Below are 5,397 nucleotides of genomic sequence, written 5' to 3' on the forward strand. Positions count from 1 at the left end.
TACCATTGCTGCAGCAGCAACGCCTTCAACATCACCAGCCGCGGGTACGGCGGCGCCCCGCGCTCCGGTTCCGGCAGACCGCCCAGCACGTGCTCCACCGCGGTCCAATCCACCAGATCGCTGATCCGCCTCAGCACCGGATTGCCTTTTCCACGCCGCGACGACGCCAGCGCGTCCGCAAAGCTCGGTTGCCCCNCCTGCCGATATGCCATTCCCATCCCCTCCAATCCGTCTAGGGAATCGCAGATTCGCGAATAATGCAAAGCTCTCGCTTGCGGGAGAGGTGAACCAGCGGCTGCGATCGATTCAACCTAGAGCTATTCCGCATTAGCGCGCCGTCAGTTCCGGAGTTGCGCCATCAAGTCGCGCGCGGTGTGCATGTCGGCGATCTCGGCGCCCTCCGTGAACGATCCCAAGACATTCTTCAGAACGGCCAGAGCGTCCGCGTTCTGGCCGGCCCGTATCTTGAGCCGTGCGAGGCTGATGGCGCAGCGCAACTCCCAGAAGCGCGCGCCCTGCTGGCCGGCAATCTCCATGGCCTCGCGAAAGCGTGCCTCGGCGTCCTCTGAATGCCGCGCGCCCCTGAGCATCAACTCTCCCTTGATGCGGATCAGCTCGGGCAGATACCAGAGCTCCTGCCGGTCGTTGCAACGGGTCAGGACGTCCTCGATGACGTCGAGGCCGCGGTCGACCTGGCCGGCTTCGCCAAAGCACGCCGCAAGCTCGCCAAGCAGGGGAAGAAAGCGCGGCAGGAAGCGCGCATCGCCAGCGCGATTGAGTTCTTCGCGCAGCAGCGGCAGGCCGATCCCGACGTCGCCGCGCTTGGCGACGACTGCCGCATTGAAGGCCCTTGCCCACAAGCCCCACAGCCGGATTGCGTGCCGCTCGGTGTGCTCGAGCAGCTCGCTGCCGTGGCGTTCCGCGGCGCCGAGATCGCCGGCCCAGAAGGCGATTGGGCAGGCGGCCTGTCCCAGCACACTGCAGAAGGTCAGGGCGTGGCCATTGGCTCGGCCTTCCTCGATGTTTCTTGCCGCCAGCGCCTGGGCCTGGTCCGCGAGACCCTGCAGCCACAGGATGCGGGCCCGGAAATATTGCGTCGAGATCCTGAGATCGAGCGGGAAGATCTTCGGCTTCTCCGCCAGCACGTGCAGCGATGCGTTGACCCGGTCGATGCGCTGCCGCGCGTCATTCTGGTCGCCGAGATAGTGCAGCGCGACAGCCATCAGCCGGTCGCTCAGCATGAGATCGGTCTTATCAGGGGAGTTCGCCGCCGCGCTCGCAAAACGATCGGCGAACGCACGGGCCTTGCCGAACTGTCCGTTGTTGAACTGGTCGATGCACAGGCCCCACAGTGCGCGCAGGCGGAAATCCTTGTCGTCGAGCCTGTCCGCCAGCGCGAGGGTCGTCTCCAGGATCGGGCGCGCCTCGCGCGCGCGGCCTTCGCCATACATCAGCGACCAGCCGAGCGCCGACAGTAGCTGCATGCGGATGCGATCGTCGCCCTCGGTGTCTGCGAGCGCTGCAAGCGCCGTTCTGGTGCGTTCGCGGCATTCGGCGAACAACGAAAGGCGCACCCACAGTGTGACCGCGGCCGCCGTCAGCGCGATACCGAGCCTTGCGTCGCCGTCGGGCGCGAAGGCCCAATCCAGCGCTGCGCGCACATTGTCCAGCTCCCCCGCATAGATGCTCAGCCATTCGGGCAGAGGTGTCGATGTATCGGCCTCCGCGTGCTCGAAGAAATCTCGAAAATACTCGGCATGGCGCCGGGCGAACTGCCTGACTTCACCGAGTTCATTCAGCTTCCCGAGCGCGTAGGTGCGCGTGGTATCGAGCAGGCGATAGCGCAGCGTCCGCGAACCGGATGGCGAGATCAGCGATTTGGTGACCAGGCTGTCGATCGCCTCCAACGTCTCCGAGGTGCTGAGGCCCTCGCCGGATGCGACTGCGGCGGCCGCCTCCGGCGCGAATGGACCGGCGAACACCGACAGTCGCCGCAAGGTGGCGCTTTCCGCCGGAGGCAGGAGGTCGTAGCTCCAGTCGAGGGCCGCGGCGAGCGTCTGGTGCCGCGGCACGGCCGTGCGCCGCCCCCGCCATTGCAGCGAAAAGCGGCTGTCGAGCAGCGAGGCCGTGCCGGCGATGCCGTACGCATTGACACGGCCCGCCGCGAGCTCGATCGCCAGCGCAATGCCGTCGAGGCGCCGGCAGATGTTCGCGACCAGCGGCGCTTCTTCAGCGCTGAGCTGGAACGGACCCGAGCTCTGCGCGATGCGCTCGACGAACAGCTGAGCCGCGGGGTAGGCGAGGACCTCGGCGACATCGAGGCCCTCGCGCTCCGGCGGACAATCCAGCGGGAACAGCCGAAAGATCCGCTCGCCTTCACTGCGGAACGATTCGCGGCTGGTCGCGAGAACGCGAAGCTGCGGCGCCTCGCGAACGATGCACTCGACGAATGGAGCCAGCGTGTCCAGCACATGCTCGCAACTGTCGAAGATCAGCAGGGTCGGTCCGGTCCTCAGGAATGTCAGAATGGCCGGCGTCGGGTCCTCCGCGCTGACGGTCAGTCCGAGGACCGAGGCGATGGTGGTCGTGACATGGCTGGCGTCCCGGAGCGGACCGAAATCGACGAAGAAGACGCGTCCGCCGAAATCCGCCGAGCGGCGATGCCCGACGGTGACGGCGACGGCCGTCTTGCCGATGCCGCCCGGGCCGACCACCGTCATGAAGCGATGCAGCGTCAATCCGGTTGAAATCTTCTCGATCACCTCCTCTCGTCCGATCATCTTCGCAAGCTGCGCAGGCAGGGAGCGAGGAATGACGATTTCGGCCGAGGCTGAGGGGACCGGCGGAGCCGCTTGAGCGAATGGCGCGACAAAGCAATAGCCGCGGCCGGGCACATTGAGGACATAACGGGCCGATTTGCCGGTATCGCCGAGCGCCTTGCGCAGCGCTGCGACGTGGAAGCGCAGACTGCCCTCGTCGACATTCACGTCGGCCCAGATACGCTTGACCAGCTCCCTCTTGTCGATGACCTCACCGGGGCGCTCGGCAAGCAGGATCAGAATATCGAGCGCGCGGCCGCCGATATGAAGCGGTGCCCCCTCCTTCTCCAGGAGCCGGGACTTTGGAAACAGCCGAAATGGCCCGAATGAAATGTGCGAGTCGTGACTACTTTGAGCTGGCACGTGCCATTGCCCCCTCGACGGGAGTCAAAAAAGGTATTTCGTTGTGGTCTAGCAGAACGACGCGTCCAGTAAACTGGCCGAAAGCCGCATGGCAGACAGACCGGCGCAGATGGCTTGGGCTTGCTTCGGCCTGCCAAAATAGTCTCCCCGTGAAAGAAGGGTTTAGGTTGGCATGGCAAGGCGATCGCCTCCACTCGCGCGCTCGCATGGGACCATTGCGGCGCCTGGCCCTTCCGTCCGTAAGTTCGGCGTGCGGCCGCTCACGCATCGACGTGCGACATCTGGCGCTGCTCCGCCGTGACGATCCACGCCGACAATGTGACGAGACCCATCAATGCGGCCAGCAGCCAAAACGCCATCGGCAATCCGCCGAGCTGTGCGACGAAGCCCACGCCGGCAGGGCCGAGCAGGACCCCAGCGTAGCCCGCGGTCGTGATCGCCGCGACCGCAAGTCCGGTGGGCATCACCGTTTGCCGCGCCGCCCGCCGAAATAGCACCGGCACGAGATTTGACGCGCCGAGCCCGATCAGCAGGAATCCGCCGAGGGCGATCGCTGCAACGGGCGCTGTGAGCAGGACCACAAAACCCGCGATCGCGATCAGGCTGCCCCAGAGCAATGTCGCGCGGTCCCCGATACGCGCAACGACCGCGTCGCCGCCGAGCCGGCCTATGGTCATCGCGATCGAGAACACGATGTAGCCGGCTCCGCCTTGCGCCTCGGTGACGAGCCCCGCGCCGATCACGAGCAGCGCGCCCCAATCGAGCATTGCGCCTTCGACCAGGAAGGTGATGGCGCCGAGCAGTGCGAGCAGCAGCACCGATCCGTGCGGCAGCACGAACAGTGGGCCCTCCTGCACCTGCACCGAGCGAAGCAGGCGCGGCCGGGTCACGAACATCGCGATCAGCATCAGCACGGAGCAGATCAGCGTGCAGGCGAGCGCGCCGAGTTGCAGCGAGAGCAGCGCCGTCATCAGCGCGGATCCGGCGAAGCCGCCGATGCTGAACAGGGCGTGGAAGCCGGACATCAGCGGGCGTCCCGCGGCGCGCTCCACTTCCACGGCGTGGATGTTCATGGCGACGTCGATCGAGCCGAGCGCGGCGCCGAACGCAAGGAGCGCCAGCGCCAGCGATAGGGGCGAGCTTGCGATCGCGAGCAGCGGCAGGACCAGCGTGAGACCAAGCCCGCCTGCGATGATGATCGGCCTGCTGCCGTAGCGCGCGCTGAGAACGCCGGTCAGCAGCATCGCGACGACCGAGCCGATGCCGAGGCTGAGCAGGAGCAGCCCGAGAACCCCGTCGTCGACGGCGAGCCGCGCTTTCGCGAACGGCACCAGCGGCGCCCAGCACGCGATGCCGAAGCCCGCCACGAGGAAGGCAAGCCGGGTCGCAAGGCGGGTCGCCGGCCGGTCGGCAGAAGACATGAGAACTCCGGGGAAGCAGGGGCGGGGCGGCCCGATGAGCCCTCCGATTGCCGCGACTTTATGTCGGCAGTGCGTTCATATTGTCGCAGCTCGTGCCACAGCAGACTCCCGTAGCCCGTATGGAGCGAAAGCGTAATCCGGGGCCGCTTGCCCGGCATCTCGCACTCCATCACCGTCACCCTGAGGTGCTTGCCTCTTCGGCGAGCCTCGAAGGGCGACGGCCCGACTGTGGCCGTCATCCTTAGGCTCGACATAGGACGCTGCGCGTCCCATGTCTCGCACCTCAGGATGACGGAGTGGGCCTGTGTCGCCGCCTGTCAATCCCATCGCATGAAAATATTCCACTTTACCGAAATTCGGATTTGTCGTATGCATGGCCCGTCCCGGCTCAGTCTCGAGGGGCGATCATGTGGTCGTCATTGTCGCGAGCCGGGCTTGCGGTGGACGCAGCAGCGTCGGACGCGAAAGCTTGAGGCAGGGCGGATTGCTCTCCGTGAGCCCTAAGGCTTCGTGCGGACGAACGGCGCTGTCAGGTTCGTCTCGTCTGTAAGTTTCGTAGCTCCGTCGACAGGGCTGGGAAAACTGCGGCGAAATGGCGGGCCGTGCGTACGGCCAAACCGTGTGGTCCTGGCCGTCGTTGCTACGGTCAAGCTCTTGCGGACGCGGCAGTCGCGTCAACCGGCGCGGGGGCCGGTGACTTTCGCAAGCGCGAGGGAGGCCAGAAGGAACTCGGCTCCCGGGAGAGCACGGCATAAGCCGTCCGACCATCGCGCAGGGAAGGCCGAGTGATTGGC

The 5,397-nt window shown here is 66.1% G+C and carries 2 protein-coding genes and 1 pseudogene; all 3 read right to left on the reverse strand.

Translation table 11 applies throughout. The annotated features are described in order from the left end of the window. A pseudogene (locus YU9_RS50585) lies at positions 1–212 on the reverse strand (IS5/IS1182 family transposase); the annotation flags it as partial. A 126-nt stretch (positions 213–338) separates the two neighbouring features. Further along, positions 339–3,182, reverse strand: a complete 2,844-nt coding sequence (locus tag YU9_RS0137940; protein ID WP_027577363.1) for a helix-turn-helix transcriptional regulator — start codon at positions 3,180–3,182, stop codon at positions 339–341. 260 nt (positions 3,183–3,442) lie between these two features. Beyond that, the gene (locus YU9_RS0137945; protein WP_027577364.1) at positions 3,443–4,603 is read right to left on the reverse strand and encodes an MFS transporter; all 1,161 of its coding nucleotides are present in this window, start codon (positions 4,601–4,603) and stop codon (positions 3,443–3,445) included. Positions 4,604–5,397 lie beyond the last annotated feature (794 nt).

Origin of the sequence: Bradyrhizobium sp. WSM1743 (assembly GCF_000473065.1) — a bacterium.
In the GTDB taxonomy this organism is placed as follows: Bacteria; Pseudomonadota; Alphaproteobacteria; order Rhizobiales; family Xanthobacteraceae; genus Bradyrhizobium.

Excerpts from the sequence above, each read along its gene's own strand:
- YU9_RS0137945 (WP_027577364.1), bottom strand. The coding sequence starts at position 4,603 with ATGTCTTCTGCCGACCGGCCGGCGACCCGCCTTGCGACCCGGCTTGCC.